At 60.0% G+C, this 15394-nt stretch carries 13 protein-coding genes; 7 read left to right on the top strand and 6 right to left on the bottom strand.

Annotated features, from left to right (window positions below; all coding sequences use genetic code 11):
- Nucleotides 1–72: 72 nt before the first annotated feature.
- Nucleotides 73–474: a hypothetical protein gene (locus ABIB44_RS19870; protein WP_354586429.1), complete on the top strand. Its 402-nt coding sequence runs from the start codon at nucleotides 73–75 to the stop codon at nucleotides 472–474.
- Nucleotides 475–540: 66 nt separating this feature from the next.
- On the opposite strand, the gene ABIB44_RS19865 is transcribed toward ABIB44_RS19870, so the two are convergent.
- The 3 genes from ABIB44_RS19865 to mutL all read right to left on the bottom strand — a co-directional run bounded on the left by ABIB44_RS19865 (nucleotide 541) and on the right by mutL (nucleotide 4474).
- Complete coding sequence (locus ABIB44_RS19865) at nucleotides 541–1452, bottom strand: rhomboid family intramembrane serine protease (RefSeq protein WP_354586428.1); 912 nt, start codon at nucleotides 1450–1452, stop codon at nucleotides 541–543.
- Between the two features lie 66 nt (nucleotides 1453–1518).
- Entirely contained in the window at nucleotides 1519–2313 is a 795-nt protein-coding gene (locus ABIB44_RS19860; RefSeq protein ID WP_354586427.1) for a rhomboid family intramembrane serine protease, read from the bottom strand.
- A 121-nt stretch (nucleotides 2314–2434) separates the two neighbouring features.
- Nucleotides 2435–4474: a DNA mismatch repair endonuclease MutL gene (mutL, locus tag ABIB44_RS19855; RefSeq protein WP_354586426.1), complete on the bottom strand. Its 2040-nt coding sequence runs from the start codon at nucleotides 4472–4474 to the stop codon at nucleotides 2435–2437.
- Between the two features lie 318 nt (nucleotides 4475–4792).
- On the opposite strand from mutL, the gene ABIB44_RS19850 reads away from it, so the two are divergent.
- The 3 genes from ABIB44_RS19850 (at nucleotide 4793) to bshA (ending at nucleotide 9930) form a co-directional block, all read left to right on the top strand.
- Nucleotides 4793–7792 (top strand): serine hydrolase domain-containing protein, encoded by a 3000-nt coding sequence (locus tag ABIB44_RS19850; protein WP_354586425.1) that lies wholly within the window; start codon nucleotides 4793–4795, stop codon nucleotides 7790–7792.
- 67 nt (nucleotides 7793–7859) lie between these two features.
- Nucleotides 7860–8594, top strand: coding sequence for an outer membrane beta-barrel protein (locus tag ABIB44_RS19845; protein ID WP_354586424.1), 735 nt, complete (start codon nucleotides 7860–7862; stop codon nucleotides 8592–8594).
- Between the two features lie 199 nt (nucleotides 8595–8793).
- A complete protein-coding gene (gene bshA / locus ABIB44_RS19840; protein ID WP_354586423.1) occupies nucleotides 8794–9930 on the top strand; it encodes an N-acetyl-alpha-D-glucosaminyl L-malate synthase BshA in 1137 nt (378 codons plus the stop codon).
- A gap of 167 nt (nucleotides 9931–10097) precedes the next feature.
- On the opposite strand, the gene ABIB44_RS19835 is transcribed toward bshA, so the two are convergent.
- Together ABIB44_RS19835 and ABIB44_RS19830 are read right to left on the bottom strand one after the other, a co-directional pair.
- Nucleotides 10098–10499, bottom strand: a complete 402-nt coding sequence (locus tag ABIB44_RS19835; RefSeq protein ID WP_354586422.1) for an Imm63 family immunity protein — start codon at nucleotides 10497–10499, stop codon at nucleotides 10098–10100.
- Nucleotides 10500–10508: 9 nt separating this feature from the next.
- Complete coding sequence (locus ABIB44_RS19830; protein ID WP_354586421.1) at nucleotides 10509–11045, bottom strand: DUF7935 family protein; 537 nt, start codon at nucleotides 11043–11045, stop codon at nucleotides 10509–10511.
- 247 nt (nucleotides 11046–11292) lie between these two features.
- Between ABIB44_RS19830 and ABIB44_RS19825 the strand changes: the two genes are divergently transcribed.
- The 3 genes from ABIB44_RS19825 (at nucleotide 11293) to ABIB44_RS19815 (ending at nucleotide 14267) form a co-directional block, all read left to right on the top strand.
- A complete protein-coding gene (locus ABIB44_RS19825; protein WP_168675019.1) occupies nucleotides 11293–11640 on the top strand; it encodes a HesB/IscA family protein in 348 nt (115 codons plus the stop codon).
- Between the two features lie 191 nt (nucleotides 11641–11831).
- Nucleotides 11832–14027, top strand: a complete 2196-nt coding sequence (locus tag ABIB44_RS19820; RefSeq protein WP_354586420.1) for a penicillin acylase family protein — start codon at nucleotides 11832–11834, stop codon at nucleotides 14025–14027.
- 51 nt (nucleotides 14028–14078) lie between these two features.
- Nucleotides 14079–14267, top strand: coding sequence for a hypothetical protein (locus tag ABIB44_RS19815; protein ID WP_354586419.1), 189 nt, complete (start codon nucleotides 14079–14081; stop codon nucleotides 14265–14267).
- 75 nt (nucleotides 14268–14342) lie between these two features.
- Here the strand turns inward: ABIB44_RS19815 and ABIB44_RS19810 are convergent, their stop codons facing one another.
- Entirely contained in the window at nucleotides 14343–14843 is a 501-nt protein-coding gene (locus ABIB44_RS19810; RefSeq protein WP_354586418.1) for a cupin domain-containing protein, read from the bottom strand.
- Between the last annotated feature and the right edge of the window lie 551 nt (nucleotides 14844–15394).

Genomic DNA, 15394 nt, shown 5'->3' with positions numbered 1-15394 from the left:
GGATAACGCAACTACAAGCTGTAAATAATATGCTTACTTTGCGATATAGCTACCTGCTCACCGGTTCCCGTTATGAAAAAGACCCTGACCAACTCATTCGATAAAGTGTTCCTAACCATCGAATTTGATGCGGCCAACCAATGGATTTACAACAACTGGACGGGCGTGCTACCCACCGACAAAGTAATCCAGGGCTGCCAGGCCACCATCGATTTCCTGCGCGAAAACCGTTGTACATACATGCTGAACGACAACCGCGAAGTCATTGGCTCCTGGAATTCGGCCAACGACTGGATTGCCACTAACTGGATGCCGCAGGTGATTGCATTGGGCCTGAAACGCTTCGCCCACATTGTATCGCCGGGCATTTTCGGGCAGGCTTCGGCCGAGGAAATGGTGACGCGGGTGGGCAATCAGCTCGAAATCCGACTTTTTCAGGATGTGGAACTGGCCAAGCAGTGGCTGCGGGCTTAAGGCTTACTTGTTGCTGGTTAGCTAACCATTCCTTTCAGAAAGGACCATTAACCCTCAACTGCTGTTCTACTGCTGGCTGGCCCGGAAAAGCTTCTGCTTTTCGTCCTTGCTCAGGCTTTCGTAGCCGGAGCGCGAAATTTTGTCGAGAATCGTGTCAATTTCGTCCTGCAAGGGCTGGTTGGCGGCGGCCGGCTTACGGGCCGGACTGCTGGCCGAAGCCGCGACCGGCTCGGGGCGACGCGAGCTGCTGCTCACGCGCATAGTGGGCTGGCGGCTGGTGAGGCGGGCAAAAAAGTTGCCCACGGCCTGCACGGGCCGGCCCAAATCGCGCCCGGCCTGCAGCTGCCGGATGAACACAAAGCCCAGCAAAGCACCGCCGAGGTGGGCGATTTCGCCGCCCGGATTGCCCCCATTCACGCCGGCCAGCGAAATGAGCACTACCACGGCCGCAATCCACTTGATTTTGACCGGGCCGATGAGAATAAGCGAGAACGTATAGTCGGGCAGCAGCGTAGCTCCGGCCACGATAATAGCCGTGACGGCCGCCGAAGCCCCCACCATCGGCGTGCCTACGCCCTCCTGGAACGCCGGCACGAAATTGTAGGTGAGCAGGAACAGGACGGCCCCAGCCAGGGCCCCCAAGATGTAGATGCTCACCAACCGGCGGTCGCCCAGGTACTCGCGCACCAGCTGGCCGAACCAGTACAGGTTCAGCATGTTGAACAGAATGTGAAAGAACTCCTCGTGGGTGAAAGCGTAGGTGAGCAGCGTCCAGGGGTGGCGCAGCAGCACCGGAAACGCCGATGACAGCTGCACCTGCGTCATCACGGTGGGGTAATAGCCGATAGCGCTGCTGAATTTGAGGATGAACTTCAGTAGAATCAGGCTGGCAAACACCAGCACGTTCAGCCAGATGAGCTGCATCAGGGCGTTGTCGCGGCGGTTGAAGGTGGAGCGGATGTCTTGGACGATGCTCATGAATCGCGGAGAATAAACAGAATATGACGGCCGGCGCGGCGCGCCCGCTTCCTACTAAACCAACGGCTAGTAAAACCGTTCGCGGCGGCCCTCCCAGTATTTCACCACAAAGAAGCCGATGACCAGGCCGCCAAGGTGGGCGAAGTGGGCCACGTTGTCGCCCGGCGTGCGGTGCACGCCGCTGTAAAGCTCATAAAGCCCATATAGCAGCACAAAATACTTGGCCTTGATGGGGAACGGAAAGAATAGCAGCATCAGCTCGGTATTCGGAAATAGGTAGGCGAAAGCGAACAGGATGCCGAACAGCGCGCCCGAAGCACCCAGCATGCCGCCGCCGCGCGAATTTACGGTTTCACTCACGGCCCCATCCACGGCCTGAGTGGCGGCATCGATGTATTCGCGGTTCTGCGGATTGCGCTCCAGCGCGCCGGCCAGGGTTTCGTAGCCGGTGGCGTCGGGGAAGTAGGAGCGAAAGAAGTTGGCGAATTCGCCGCCCGTGGGCGACTGGCGAAACTCCTGCCGCGACAGTTCCATCTTGTGCAGCTCGTAACCGCGCACCCCCTCGTAGAGCAGGCCCGCGCCCACCCCGCAAATCAGCCAGAAGGTGAGGAAGCGCGTGGCACCCCAGCGCTGCTCCAGCATCGGCCCAAAGGAAATCAGACCGAACATGTTGGAAATCAAATGCCCCCAGCCCGCGTGCAGGAACATGTAGGTAAAAAACTGCCACGGAAAAAAATACGGTGAGCCAATGGGATAAAGGCTACCCACTTGCGTGAGCAGTGGCACCACGCTCTGCTGGGCAACCAGAAAAATGATGTTTGCAATCAGCAGGTTGCGAACGGTGGGAGTGAGATTGAACATACCGGAATTGAAGCGGCCGCGCCGCTGGGGTGGGCCGTTGAGAGAAATTGGTGGGCGCAAAGCTAGAACGCCCGTCGCGCGGATGAGGTAGAGGCGCAAATATGCGTCTACCTCATCCGCGCTACTTACGGAAGAAGTCGGCCAGCTGCTGGCCATCGAGCAATACCAGGGTTTTGCGGCCGTCGGGGGTGTAGCCGGGGGTCTGGCAGGCAAAAAGGCGGTCGGCCAGAGCGCTGAGCTCGGACTCGGGTAGGCGGGCGGCGGCCGTGTTGGCGGCCACGCGACGGGCCAGGGCCCGGGCCAGGCCCTCGCGCTGGTCGAGCTTGAGCGGGCCGGCCGTGGTGCGGAACTGCTCAATCAGGCTTTCGAGCAGCTCCTTCTCATCCTGCGCGGGCATGCCGGCCGGAATGGCTTCCACGGCAATGGTGCTGGGCCCGAACTCGTTGAAGATGAAGCCCAACGCGTGCAGCGGCTCCGTCAGCTCGCGCAGCACGGCAAAATCGGCGGGCGAAAACGTGACGGTGCGCGGAAACAGCAGTGTTTGGGAGGTGCCCACGGCGCGCTCCAGCTCCTGCCGGTACTGCTCGTAGAGAATGCGCTCGCGGGCGGCCTCCTGGTCAATGAGCAGCACGCCCGACTTCACCGGCACCAGCACGAAGCGCTGCTGCACCTGCACGGCGCGGCTGCCGGAGCCGCCCTCCCGCACGGTAGCGGGCCGGGCGGCGGACTCGGGCAGGGCCAGCCCCAGCGAAAAATCGGGCAGGCCACCTTCGCCCGAAGCCGCCGACGGCAGCGCCGCAACCGGTAAGTCGGGCGTTTCGAAGCTGCGAGCCGTGACGGGGTCAATGCCGGAATTCTCGCGCACCGGTTGGCCCAGCTCGCGGTAAAAGGCTTCGAGCTCGCGGCGGGCCTGCTCGGTGGGGCGCGGCGGCAGCTCGCGCTCGAAGCCGTCGCGGCGGGTTTCGGAATTGAAGCTGCTGAAGCCGGTGCTGCTGCTGCCGGAGCTGCCATTGCTCCCGCGCTTGGGGGTGGGGTCTTCGTAGGCGGCGGCGCGGGCGGCGGGGGTGGGCGCGGGCAGGTGGTCGTCGGTATCGGGGGCGGCGCGGCCGGCGCGCAGCGGGCGAATGGGCGCGAAATTCACGTCGCCCTCAAAGTCGAGCGAGGGCGCGATGTTGTGCAGGCCCAGGCTCTGCTTCACGGCGGCGCGCACCACGGCGTACACCGTTTTCTCGTCCTCGAACTTGATTTCCGTCTTCGTGGGGTGCACGTTGATGTCGATGGCCTTGGGGTCGAGCTCCAGAAACAGCACGTAGAACGGGTGCGTGTCGCGGGCCAGCAAGCCCTCATAGGCCGCCAGCACGGCGTGGTTGAGGTAGGCCGAGCGAATGAAGCGGTTGTTGACGAAGAAAAACTGGTCGCCCCGGCTTTTCTTGCTCGATTCGGGCTTGCCCACGAAGCCGCGCACCGAAATGGCGTGCGTCACCTCCTCGCAGGCCGCCAGCTGCTCCTTGTAGCCGTTGCCCAGCAGCGCCACAATCCGCTGGCTGAGCTTGCCGGCCGGCAGGCTGAACACCTCCAAATCGTTCTGATACAGCGAAAAGGCAATCTGCGGGTTGGCCAGCGCCACGTGCTGAAACTCGTCGAGAATGTGCCGCATCTCCACGGCGTTGCTCTTGAGGAAATTGCGCCGGGCGGGCACGTTGAAAAACAGGTTTTTGACGGCGATGCTGGTGCCGTCGGGGCAAGCGGTAGGCTGCTGGCTGGTAATCTGGGAGCCTTCCACGAGCAGCAGCGTACCGGTGTCGTGTTCGCGCTGCTTGGTGCGGATTTCGACCTGGGCCACCGCCGCGATGCTGGCCAGCGCCTCGCCCCGAAACCCAAGGGTGCGGATTTTAAATAAATCTTCCGTGCTGCGGATTTTGCTGGTGGCGTGGCGCTCCAGGCTCATGCGGGCGTCGGTGGGCGACATGCCGGCCCCGTTGTCGACCACCTGCACCAGCTGCTTGCCGGCCTCTTTCACAATGAGTTGCACCTGGGTGGCGTGGGCGTCGACGGCATTTTCCAGCAGCTCCTTCACCACCGAAGCGGGGCGCTGCACTACTTCGCCGGCCGCAATCTGGTTGGCGAGGTATTCGGGAAGCAGGTGAATAATATCAGGCATTTTTCGGGAGCGGGGAGCGGGAATTGAGAAGTGGCCAGCTAAAGGCTAACCAGCACGTAAACAGGCCGGAACACGAGGGGCAATAAGCAAAAAACCGTTGCGTTGTCAACCCGCAAGGCGGTTTTCTACGTACCTTCGCGGCTGGAACGGCCGTCAGTATCAGGGAGTCAGTCGCGGGGGAGGTTGTTGTTTCGCCCGTTTCCCGACCATCGGATACCGCTGGCGCTGGCTGCCGTTCGCTGCGGAACCTCTAAACCCGGTGGGCGGGTTCCGCAGTACCTCACGACAAAAGTACGGCCCCCGCGGCCCGTTTGCCCCTTGAATAAACCCACCAACCCTACGGGGCTGATGCGCATCCCTTTCCAGCTCAGCGTGGCCGCTTTGGTCCTGATGGCGGGCCTGCTGCTGTCGTTTGCCGACCTGAAAAAAATGCCCGCCGACCCGCTGCCTTCGGGCCCGGTCGAAACGGCCTGGGTCGACAGCGTGTTCAACTCTTTCTCGCCCGACCAGCGGCTGGGGCAGCTCTTTATGGTGGCCGCGTATTCCAATAAAGACCGCAGCCACGTCGAGCGCATCGAGCGCCTTGTGCGCAACTACAACATTGGGGGCGTGATGTTTATGCAGGGTGGCCCCAAGCGCCAGGCCATCATGGCCAACCGCCTGCAGGCCGCCGCCAAGGTGCCCCTGCTCGTGGCCATGGATGCCGAATGGGGCCTCGATATGCGCCTCGACTCCTCGGCCCACTACGCCAAGCAGATGACGCTGGGTGCCATGGACGACCCCCGCTACGTGTACCAGATGGGCCGCGACATTGCCCGCAAAATGCGCGCCCTGGGCGTGCACGTCGACTTTGCCCCGGTGCTCGACGTAAACTCGAACCCCGGCAACCCCGTCATCGGCAACCGCTCGTTTGGCGAAAATCAGAACCGTGTGGCGGCACTTGGCCTCCAGTATATCAAAGGCTTGCAGGATAACCAGGTGATGGCCGTGGCCAAGCATTTCCCCGGCCATGGCGACACCGATACCGACTCGCACGTGGCCCTGCCGGTTATCAACACCGACCTGGCCCGCCTCACGGAAGTGGATTTGGTGCCCTTCCAGCAGTCGTTCGAGGCCGGCGTGATGGGCGTGATTGTGGCCCACCTCTACATGCCGCTCTTTGATACGACGGACGCCAAAACCACTACGCTGTCGCACGCCCTGGTCACCGACCTGCTGAAGACCAAGATGGGTTTCAAGGGCCTGGTGTTCACCGACGCACTCAACATGAAGAGCGTGAGCAAGCTGTACAAAGACGGGGAGCTGGATGCGATGGCCCTGGCTGCCGGCAACGACGTGCTGCTGTTTTCGGAAGACGTGCCCTCGGCCTTGCTCCGTATCCGCGAGGCAGTGGCAGCCGGCAAGCTCACGCAGGAGGACCTGGATTTTCGGGTGAAGAAAATTCTGCGGGCCAAGTATTGGGCGGGCCTCAACCACTACCAGCCCGTGAATATGCGGACGCTGCGCGACAGCCTGAACCAGCCCAAATCGAAGATGCTGGCCCAGGAGATTTTTGAGCACGCCGTGACGGTGGCCAAAAACGAGGACAACCTGCTGCCTTTCCAGCGGCTCGATACGCTGCGCATCGCGGCCATCACCATCGGCACGCAGGCCGAGGGGCCGTACGCTACTATTTTCAACAAGTACCAGCCCGGCCCGGTGTACGCCGTGCCCGACCGCTACGCGCCCGACTCCACGTTTGCCCGCATTACCAGCCGCCTCGGCGACTATAACGTGGTGGTGGTGAGCCTGCACAACATGAACAACACGCCCAGCCACAACTACGGCCTGGGCGACGGGGCGCTCAAATTTATCAAGCAACTCCAGGCTAACCCCAAGCTGAAAACGGTGGTAGTGGCCATGGGCAACGCTTATTCGCTGAAGTTCCTGGAGAGCGCCCGCACGCTGGTCTGCGGCTATGAAGACCATTACGCCGCCCAGCTGGTGATGCCGCAGGTACTGTTTGGCGCGCTGCCGGCGCGGGGCAAGCTGCCGGTTACGGTATCGCCCACCATGCGCGTCAACTCCGGCCTCGCCACCCTCGATTTGCACCGCCTGCGCTACGCCGCACCCGAAAGCCAGGGCCTCGACTCGCGCGTGCTGGCCCAGATTGACAACATCGCCCTCGAAAGCCAGACCTACGCCGCCGCCCCCGGCTGCCAGGTGCTGGTGGCCAGAAACGGCACCGTGGTCTTCGACCAGAGCTACGGCTACTGCACCTACGACCAAACCCAGCCCGTAACGAGCAGCACGCTCTACGACCTGGCGTCGGTAACCAAAGTAGCCGGCACCTTGCAGGCCGTGATGGCCCTGAAAGACCAGGGCAAGCTGGTACTCGATGAGAAGGTGTCCACTTACCTGCCCGAGCTGGCCCGCACCAACAAGCGCGACATGACCATCCGCGACGTGCTGCTGCACCAAGCGGGCCTTAAGCCGGGCATTCCGACCTGGGAGCGCACCATGCGCGACGGCCGCTTCAAGCCTACGTTCTATGCCAGTACCCGCTCCGACGACTTCCCCAACGAGGTAGCGCCCGGCGAGTACAGCACCAAAGCCGCCGACGACTCGGTGTGGGCCTGGACGATGCGCTCCAGCCTACTGCCCAAAATCAAGGGCAAATACCCCACCGAGTACTCCGACCTCAGCTTTATGGTGATGAAGCGGGTGTGCGAGAAGATTCTGCAGGAGCCGATTGAAGGCTATTTGCAGGATAACTTCTACCGGCCGCTGGGCCTGGGCAGCATGACGTACAACCCGTTGCAGCGCTTCCCCAAAAGCTGCATCGCGCCCACCGAAAACGACACCTACTACCGCCGCGAGCAGCTGCAAGGCACCGTGCACGACCAAACCGCCGCCCTGGTGGGCGGCGTGGGCGGCCACGCCGGCCTCTTCGCCACCGCCAACGATTTGGCGGTGCTGATGCAGATGAACCTGCAAAACGGTAAGTACGGCGGCTCGCAGTTCTTCGCTTCGCCCGTCGTCACGGAGTTTGCGCGCCCCCAGAGCGCCGGCAGCCGCCGCGGTCTGGGCTGGGACCACGGCGACCCCAGCAAGCCCGAAGGACCTACTAGTAACCTTTCGCCGGCCAGTACCTTCGGTCACACCGGTTTCACCGGCACTTGCGTATGGATGGACCCGGAAAACGGCATTCTCTACGTTTTCCTTTCCAACCGCGTGTACCCCGATGCCGGCAACAACAAGCTGCGCCAGTACAACATCCGCACCCGCATTCACGAGGTGATTTACAAGTCGCTGGCAGCGGGAAAAGCGAAGGAGTAAGCACCCCACGCAACGTTTGGTAGCAAGTGGCGGTCAGGGCGCTATTGCTCACTTAAGCTCCAATTCCATGCTCCGCGTTTCCGGTTTTTTTCTGGTTGTTTCATTGAGCGCGGCCGCCGCGCAGGCCCAACCTACGTTCCGGCTAGGCGTGCGCGGCGGTTTGCACCGGGCAACTACCACGCTGGACGCCGCCAGCACGGGTACTGGTTTCTATGATTTCAGCTATTCGGCCGATAAATCGGCCCTTTACACCTGGCAGGCGGGGGCTGTGCTGGACATCGCGTGGAAGAAATTTGCCCTGCAGCCGGCCTTGTTATTTTCGCAGAAGGGAGAACAATTCAACACGACTTCTACCTTTGGCGGGGTAGCGGGCACTAGCGGCACTTCCGCGCGCAGCACCAACCGTTACCACTGGCTGGAGCTTCCCCTGAACCTCGTCTATACGGTGCGCAGCGTCCAGCTTTTTGCCGGGCCATACGTGGCGCTGGGCCTGGGGGGCCGGCGGCAAGGCACTAGCTACTTTACTTCCCCAGTTGCCAAGTACGCCCCCTACGATTTCAACGAGAAAGTCCGCTACGGGTCCGACACGCACAACCCGCGCCTGGATGCCGGCGTCAACTTCGGCGTTGGCTATCGGCAAGGCCCCGTGCAGGTGCAGTTCGGCTACGGCCTGGGCCTGCGCAATCTGCACAGGGTACCTTACGATGGGCTAATTGCCGAATTTCCTTACCACGATTTCGACGCCGACGCGGCCTACAACCGCGTAGCGCAGTTCATGGCTACGTATTTTTTCGAGCTGTAGAAAAGTCGCGTACTCTTTTGATTAGTTGGTAGAAGCCGCTCCCCGAACTTATTTTTTGCCCAGAACCAGCCGCCGCATGGGAGAAATTAAACAACATCGGGCCCGGTTCCGCGTCTTTGCGCAGACGTGCGCTTTGCCAACTTCCCGGCCCGATTCCGGTTAGGCAGAACGCGCCGCTCATTTTCGCGTTAGCTTCCCTATGAACATCGGTATTGTCTGTTATCCCACCTTCGGCGGCTCCGGCGTAGTGGCTACCGAGCTGGGCAAGGCCCTGGCTCAGCGCGGCCACCGCGTGCACTTCATCACCTACAGCCAGCCGGTGCGGCTCGACTTCTTCAACGAGAACCTCTTCTACCACGAGGTGTATGTGCCGGCCTACCCGCTGTTCCAGTTTCCACCCTACGAGTTGGCGCTCACCAGCAAGATGGTCGACATCGTGCAGAACGAAAAGCTCGATATACTGCACGTGCACTACGCCATTCCGCACGCCTCGGCGGCCTACATGGCCAAGCAGATACTGCGCTCACGCGGCATCCAGATTCCGGTCGTCACCACCCTGCACGGCACCGATATTACCCTCGTGGGCAAGGATGCCAGCTTCGAGCCGGTGGTTACCTTCAGCATTAACCAAAGCGACGGCGTGACGTCCGTATCGGATGACTTGCGGCGCGAAACCTACCAGTATTTCGCCGTCGAGAAGGACATCACCGTCATCCCCAACTTCATCGACCTGCACCGCTTCAAGAAGCAGGAAAAAAGTCATTTCCGGGCCGCCATCGCCCCCGACGGCGAAAAGCTGCTCATCCACACCAGCAACTTCCGCACCGTGAAGCGGGTGGAGGACGTGCTTCACATTTTCGTGGGGGTGCGGGAGCAGATACCCGCTAAGCTGCTGCTCGTGGGCGATGGCCCCGACCGCAACCGCATGGAAAAGCTGGCCCGCGACCTCGACGTGCACCGCGACCTGCGCTTCCTGGGCAAGCTCGAAGCCGTGGAGGAAGTGCTGAGCGTGGGCGACCTCTTCCTGATGCCCTCGGAAAACGAAAGCTTCGGCCTCGCCGCCCTCGAAGCCATGGCCTGCGAAGTGCCCGTGGTGAGCACCAACGCCGGCGGTATTCCCGAGCTGAATGTGCACGGCGTGACGGGCATGCTCAGCGAAATTGGCGACGTAGCCGACATGGTAAAAAATGCCCTCTTCGTGCTGGCTGATGAGAACCTGCCCCGCTTCAAGGCCGCCGCCCGCGCCCGCGCCGAGGAGTTTGCGGTAGAAAACATCGTTCCGAAGTACGAGGAGTGCTACCGCAAAGCCATCGACGCCGTAAACGCGGCAGTTTAAGTAGTCACGAAAAAGTGACCGTGGCGAAAAAGGCAGTCATGCTGAGCTTGTCGAAGCATCTCTCCCGCAGTAGTAAACTTAATTACTTCCGCAACGGCGATGCTGCGATGAGCTCAGTACGACGTCTCAAATTCAGTACGCTTACTCCTGTACAAGTACTTAAGCAATCAGTATATCAGGTGGACACCATGTAAATAGCCTTCTGACTTTACTCGCTGTCTTTCCGCAAAAGCGCCATCAAGATGCTTAAGTAGCTGAAGTTGCTTGGTGAATAACACAATGCGGAAGTCCTGATTTTCCACGCGATTTCTCACCTCATAGTTGCAGGCCATTGAGAAAGTGATTCCTTCCAAAATTTGAAAGAGAATTTCCTCAAGCTTATCAAAAACAAGATGCTCAAGTTGTTGCCCGCGCTCAATTATCACGAAATGGTAACCTTTTTCATCCACTCGGATTTCAGGTCGGGCAGCATCTTCGTTGCGCCCAAAAGTTGGGAGCATATAAAGCGGTGCATCAATTAATTTCCCTAATGCGCTGACAACAGCTTCGAGGGCGGAGAGCGTCATCATATATTCAAATTAAAACAGACCGGCCGCCTCATTCTTCACCACGGCCAGCGCCTGCGCGGTCGGCTCGGCTCCGTCCAGCATCAACCCTTCCAGAATGCGCTTGGCCAGTTCGGTGCCGCGCGCCTGGGCGGGGTTCTGAATGCCGTGAAAGGCGCGATTCACCATCGTGAGCACATGTTCCTTGGCCTCCTTCACCAGCGTCCAGGCATCGGCCGAGAGGTAGAGCTGTTGCGAAAGGTTGTGCTCGTACTCGGCCCGGATTTCCTGCTGCAGCAGCCGATGAAACTCGGGCGCGGTGGAGCCGGCACTGCTCAAACGCACGAGGATGTTGTTCGGCGAAATACGCTCCAGAAACAGCACGATGCGCTCGTAGGCCTGCAGGCGCAGCGGCAGCGTGGTTTTGCCGCTTTCGAGACGCAGCTCGATTAGGCGGCGCTGCTGCTCCTTCTCCAGAAACTCTTTAAACAGGAAGTAAATAGCCCCGGCCACGATGAGGGCGGGCAGGATGATTTTAAGCAGGTCGTAGAAATAAGTAGTCGAATCCATTGTTTTTTTTGATTTTCAGAACGTCATGCTCATCTGGCGTCCGCGTAGTCGAAGCATCTCTGCCACGCAGCTAATCCAATGTCAGGATTTACTATTGCGGTAGTGATGCCTTGGTAAGCTCAGCATGACGGGCTAGTTGCATAAACGCCGCGCAAACTTACGCCGTGAACCGCCGCACCCCAACCGCTGTTTACGCCTCGATACCGCCGTATCTTTGCTATCCATCTCTCTAAATCGACTTTCTATTATGGCTGCTGTTGCCACCCTCGCCCCCATTACCCTCACCGACCGCGCCGTAGTGGAGGTGAAAAACATTATTCAGGAGAAGAACGTCCCGGCCGATTATGGCTTGCGCATTGGCGTGCAGGGCGGCGGCTGCTCGGGCATGAGCTACCTGCTCGGGTTCGACAAAGCCAAGGATGCCGACGAAACCTACGACCTCGACGGCCTCAAGCTCATCATGGATAAAAAGCACGCCATGTACGTGCTGGGCATGGAAGTTGACTTTCAGGACGGCCTCAACGCCCGCGGCTTCGTCTTCAACAACCCCCAGGCTAAGAGCACCTGCGGCTGTGGCTCGTCGTTCTCGGCGTAGCTAAAAGGTTGTCGTGCAGAGCGCAGCGAAGCATCTTGCCCACAGTAGTGACTGATGCATTACGCGGTAACGACGCTTCGCTGCGCTCTGCACGACGGACGCGGTTTCCCTGTACATAAGCCCTGGCCTACCGGCCGGGGCTTTTTCGTTTACTTTCGCCCTTATTGATTGTCCCACCAACTTCCCGCCCGATGCGCTTGCTCTTCTCGCTGCTATTGATTTTTACCGGCCTCTCGGTTCAGGCCCAGAAATTTAGCCCCGCCGAGCGGGCGCGCTGGCAGCAGCAGGCCCGGCAGGTAAGCATTACGCGCGACACTTACGGCGTGCCGCACATCTACGGCAAAACCGATGCCGACGCGGTTTTCGGCCTGCTCTACACCCAGTGCGAAGATGACTTTAACCGCGTCGAGACCAACTACCTCGATGCCATTGGCCGGCTGGCCGAAGTCGACGGCGAGGCTGCACTGTACCACGACCTGCGTGCCCGCCTGTTTCTGGACAGCACGCAGGCCATCGGCATCTATCAAAAGTGCCCGGCCGATATGAAGCTGCTGCTCGATGCCTTCGCCGCCGGCACCAACTATTACCTGGCCACCCACCCCACCGTGCGGCCGCGCCTGTTGCACCGCTTTCAGCCCTGGATGCCGCTCATGTTCAGTGAGGGCAGCATTGGCGGCAACATCAGCGTGGTGCCGCTGGCCCGCATCAAGGACTTCTACGGCCAGAAAAAGTCGAGTTCCTGGATTGATACCGACTTCGGCCGTACCGACCGCGAGCCGGTGGGCTCCAATGGCTTTGCCATCGCGCCCGCCAAAAGCGCCAACGGCCACGCGCTGCTCCTGATTAACCCACACACCTCGTTCTACTTCCGCTCCGAAGTGCAGATGGTGAGCCAGCAGGGCCTGAATGCCTACGGAGCCGTGACCTGGGGCCAGTTTTTCATCTACCAGGGTTTCAACGAGCACTGCGGCTGGATGCATACATCCAGCCAGGCCGATTCGATGGACGAGTACCTCGAAACGGTGGAGGAGAAAGGTGGTAATTTCTTCTATAAATACGCGGGCAAGCTGCGCGCCGTGACGGCGCAAAAAGTGTCGCTGCCCTACAAATCGGGCGATAAAATCCTGCGCAAAACCTTCACCATCTACCGCACGCACCACGGACCGATTGTGGGGCAAAAGTCGGCCGGGCAGTGGGTAGCGGTACGCATGATGAATGCGCCGCTGGCCGCCTTGCAGCAATCCTATTTGCGCACCAAGGCCACCGACTACGCCAGCTTTCAGCAGGTAATGAAGCTGAACGGCAACGCCTCGAACAACACTGTTTTTGCCGATACCAAGGGCAGCATCGCCTACTGGCACGGCAATTTCATGCCCCGGCGCAACCCGAAATTCGACTGGAGCCAGCCGGTGGACGGCAGCACACCGGCAACCGAGTGGCAGGGCTTCCACCCGGTCAGCGAGCTGGTGCAGGTGCACAACCCGGCCAGCGGCTTCATCCAGAACTGCAACTCCACGCCCTTCACCGTGAGCGGTGTCAGCAGCCCAATACCGACCAAATACCCCAAGTACGAAGCGCCCGACGCCGAAAACTACCGCGGCCTGAATGCCGTGCGCGTGCTCAGCCGCAAAGCCGTGGTCAGCCTTGATACGCTGATTGCCGCGGCCGACGACCCGCACCTCACGGCTTTCGATGACCTGCTGCCGCCGCTATTGGCCGCCTACCAGCCTACCTCAGCCGAAAAAGCGTCAGCGCCCGCCGTGGCCGAAGCCATTGAGCTATTACGCACCTGGGACCACGGCTACGCCCAGGCTTCCGTGGCCCAGACGGTGGCCATCTATTGGGCTGAACGGCTGCTGGCCAAGGCGCGCGCCCGCGTGCCCGAAGCCCAGCCGCAGCTCGACTACATCAGCTTCGTGCGCTTCGCGCTGGCTAATACTACACCAACGGAAAAAGTCGGCACCCTAGCCGAAACCCTCGACGACCTGACCCGCGATTTCGGCACCTGGAAAATGCCCTGGGGCGAAGTGAACCGCTACCAGCGCCTTACCGGCCGCATCGAGGAAACCTACGACGACCAGCAGCCCAGCCAGCCGGTGGCCTTCACCTCGTCGGCTTGGGGCTCGCTGGCGGCATTTGGGGCACGGGCCTACCCCGGCACTAAAAAACGCTATGGCAACGTGGGCAACAGCTTCGTGGCGGTGGTCGAGTTCGGCCCGCGCATTACGGCGCGCTCCGTGGTCACGGGCGGGCAAAGCAGCCGGCCCGGCAGCCCGCATTTCACCGACCAGGCCGATTTATACTGCAACGGCCGCTTCAAGGCCGTACGCTTCTACCCTGAAGACGTGAAGGCCCACGCCGAAAAAACCTACCGCCCCGGCGAATAATCCGGCGCTGGTTAATTTCAGAAACATCCAACCACGTTACTTTCCCCACTCATGGACATCAAATATCTTTCCGACGACAAAGGCAAAATCACCGGCGTTTTCATTGCCATCGAGGAATGGGAGCGGTTGCAAAAGCAGTACAACATCAGCGAGCAAGCCCCGGCCGACTCCGGGGCCAAGCTGCAACAGTCGCTGGCCGAGGCCATGAAAAAGGTGAAGCCCGGCGAGGACGAAGCATAGCCGCACGTTTTGATATTTTCGCCAATCGCAAAATGCCCGGTTTAGCCGGGTTTTTTGTTGGATATCCAATAGCTTTTAGCGGCCGAAATCGTCCTCTATCCTCACAATGTCTTCCTCATCCGAAGGGTTGTCAGCGTCGGTGTGCTGCCATATTTCAGCCAGCACGCCCCACTCTTTAAGACCCACCAAGCGGTGGCGCTCGCCTTGTTTCAGAATGATGCGCTCGCCTGCCTGGCAGCTTTTCACTTCGCCCTGCTCGTCGGTATCGCTGGTGGCTACACCCACCGGGCCCTGCACCACCTGCCATATTTCGGCCCGGCGGTGGTGGTACTGCCAACTCAGGCGCTGGTGCGGGGCAACAAGCAGAATCTTGGGGCTCAAGCGGCCCGTAATGCGCAACTGGTCGACGGACAGGCCATTGAAAAAGGCATTGGCAAACTGCTGGGCCTGATTTTCGTTAATCACAAAAAAGCCACCCCAGGGGCGCGTCGGGTCCTGCCGCTCTACGATGAAGCCCTGCTGCCGAAGCTGCGCGGCCACTTGCTGGAACAGGGCTTGTTTGGGGGTGTCGGTCATTGACGTGAACGCTGCTACTAGGCCAAAGCCTCAAAATTTGGGACTGCAAGTTATGGCTTTGCTGGTTCAGTCTGCCGTACGCCTCCCTTTTAGAAAGCCATGAGGCCGCTGGCAGCCAGCGTCACAATTCTTAAATGCGAACAAGTCACGAGCCAGCTACCTCAGTGCCACTTGGCGGCGTCAATTTTAGCGTGCACTTGCCACTGACAGTAGAGCTAGCCGGCGCGGTGGAAAAATCTTTTGACGCGCGTGCCACCTACGATGCCTAGCTAAGCCGGCCAAGGTGTTTGCCCGACGTATGAATTACCGTCAAATAGTACGTTGCGGGTGGATGTCTGCGACACAGTGTGTAACAGCAGCAAAAATTACTTAACACGTTTTTTCAGCGACAAGCGGAATTCCCATCATACTATTCGCGAAGTGGTTTGCGCAAAAGCAATAGGGAGCGGGGCAACTCCCACACCCTATTGTTTTTGCGATGATTATAGTAATTGACTATCAGTTCATTAGGCTGTGGCGAACAGCGTCAGAGTCTAAACTGAAATAAGTAC

The sequence above is a fragment of the Hymenobacter sp. UYCo722 genome (assembly GCF_040547115.1).
GTDB lineage: Bacteria > Bacteroidota > Bacteroidia > Cytophagales > Hymenobacteraceae > Hymenobacter.
Note: the sequence above shows the minus strand (reverse complement) of the source record. Positions and strands in the feature narration are given on the sequence as shown.

Excerpts from the sequence above, each read along its gene's own strand:
- ABIB44_RS19870 (WP_354586429.1), top strand. The coding sequence starts at position 73 with ATGAAAAAGACCCTGACCAACTCATTCGATAAAGTGTTCCTAACCATC.
- ABIB44_RS19865 (WP_354586428.1), bottom strand. The coding sequence starts at position 1,452 with ATGAGCATCGTCCAAGACATCCGCTCCACCTTCAACCGCCGCGACAAC.
- ABIB44_RS19860 (WP_354586427.1), bottom strand. The coding sequence starts at position 2,313 with ATGTTCAATCTCACTCCCACCGTTCGCAACCTGCTGATTGCAAACATC.
- mutL (WP_354586426.1), bottom strand. The coding sequence starts at position 4,474 with ATGCCTGATATTATTCACCTGCTTCCCGAATACCTCGCCAACCAGATT.
- ABIB44_RS19845 (WP_354586424.1), top strand. The coding sequence starts at position 7,860 with ATGCTCCGCGTTTCCGGTTTTTTTCTGGTTGTTTCATTGAGCGCGGCC.
- bshA (WP_354586423.1), top strand. The coding sequence starts at position 8,794 with ATGAACATCGGTATTGTCTGTTATCCCACCTTCGGCGGCTCCGGCGTA.
- ABIB44_RS19835 (WP_354586422.1), bottom strand. The coding sequence starts at position 10,499 with ATGATGACGCTCTCCGCCCTCGAAGCTGTTGTCAGCGCATTAGGGAAA.
- ABIB44_RS19830 (WP_354586421.1), bottom strand. The coding sequence starts at position 11,045 with ATGGATTCGACTACTTATTTCTACGACCTGCTTAAAATCATCCTGCCC.
- ABIB44_RS19825 (WP_168675019.1), top strand. The coding sequence starts at position 11,293 with ATGGCTGCTGTTGCCACCCTCGCCCCCATTACCCTCACCGACCGCGCC.
- ABIB44_RS19820 (WP_354586420.1), top strand. The coding sequence starts at position 11,832 with ATGCGCTTGCTCTTCTCGCTGCTATTGATTTTTACCGGCCTCTCGGTT.
- ABIB44_RS19815 (WP_354586419.1), top strand. The coding sequence starts at position 14,079 with ATGGACATCAAATATCTTTCCGACGACAAAGGCAAAATCACCGGCGTT.
- ABIB44_RS19810 (WP_354586418.1), bottom strand. The coding sequence starts at position 14,843 with ATGACCGACACCCCCAAACAAGCCCTGTTCCAGCAAGTGGCCGCGCAG.